The sequence below is a fragment of the Rhizobium sp. YAF28 genome (assembly GCF_052113285.1).
In the GTDB taxonomy this organism is placed as follows: domain Bacteria; phylum Pseudomonadota; class Alphaproteobacteria; order Rhizobiales; family Rhizobiaceae; genus Rhizobium.
In genome coordinates this window covers 1-1,095 of record NZ_JBFRCX010000038.1, presented here as the reverse complement: position 1 = coordinate 1,095, position 1,095 = coordinate 1, and the positions used below count along the sequence as shown (strand labels likewise).

Here is a 1,095-nt window from a genome sequence, read left to right as displayed (position 1 = left end):
CCTATATTCTGGCCGATAAACTCGTGGAAATTGGCAATCCCAATCTCGCCAGCCAGCCGATGCGGCCGACGACTGTCGATGGCGTGGTCAGCGTACGGGTGGGGACGACACTGGCCGATACCCAGCGGGAGATTATCCTGGCCACGCTGTCGCGCTTCGACGGCGACAAGCGGCAGGCCGCCAAGGCGCTTGGCATCAGCCTGAAGACGCTCTACAACCGGCTGGATGTCTATCGCGCCGGATAATGGCGCGCCGCCTCCGCTGAAAATCGTCCCCGCCCCTTGGCGGGGATTTTTTTGCCGATTTATTCCGCACCGGCGTGCCGATTATCGCCCCCATTTATCGATAGCCTTCCGCCTCGTCGGATTTCACGAAAGCCGTATTCCTTACTTTACATCCGCCGGGCACCGTGTATTTCTTACATATGCGACCCGGACGCGCGGCCGGACCGCATCGGCCCCTGCCCTTGCTGCACCGCAGTTCCCGGCCCGCGCGCTCCCGGACCCCGCCGCGTTGGCACAGCCTTCGCGTGCCCGGTCAGAATCGGCGCGCAGCGGCGCCACGGCCAAGGACCTGTGACGTGCGAATCTGCCAACTGAACCTGACCGATTCCCGAGCGGTGGACCCGGAAGCGCTCGCGCGCACCGCCACACTCGGTTTCGACCATGTATTGCTGGCCGGCTGGGCCATTCCCCATATCCGCCCCGACATCCTGGCAGCGACCTTTGCGGCGTGCCGGTCACATGGGCTGCTTCCCCTGCTCGATCTCGCCCTCGACCGCTTTCCGGCCGAGGCGGCAGGCATGCACGATGGCTGGGTCGACCATGCCCGCCCCGGCGGCAGCCCGGATGCCACGGACAGCCACCTGCCCGGCGTGCGGCTGCGCTGGTACGACGAGGGGCTCGCCCCCGCGCTGGTGGCCTGGTGGAGCGCCCAGATCCGCGAAGCGATCGATGCCGGCGCCGCCGGCTTCTGTTGCCGCGCCCCGTCGCGCGTGCCGGGCCGGCACTGGGCGGAGATCATCGAGACCGCCGGGCGGAGCAGTACTGACAGTACTGAGAACGGCGGCGAAGATCCCGTGTTCCTGGCCTTCAC

General features: G+C 66.8%; 2 protein-coding genes. Both read left to right on the top strand.

From position 1 onward, the window contains the following. A partial coding sequence (locus AB4Z13_RS32780) for a helix-turn-helix domain-containing protein (RefSeq protein WP_442207777.1) occupies nucleotides 1–245 on the top strand: 245 nt, incomplete at its 5' end. Nucleotides 246–580: 335 nt separating this feature from the next. After that, nucleotides 581–1,095: hypothetical protein (locus tag AB4Z13_RS32775; protein ID WP_442207776.1), on the top strand; the 515-nt coding region annotated here is incomplete at its 3' end.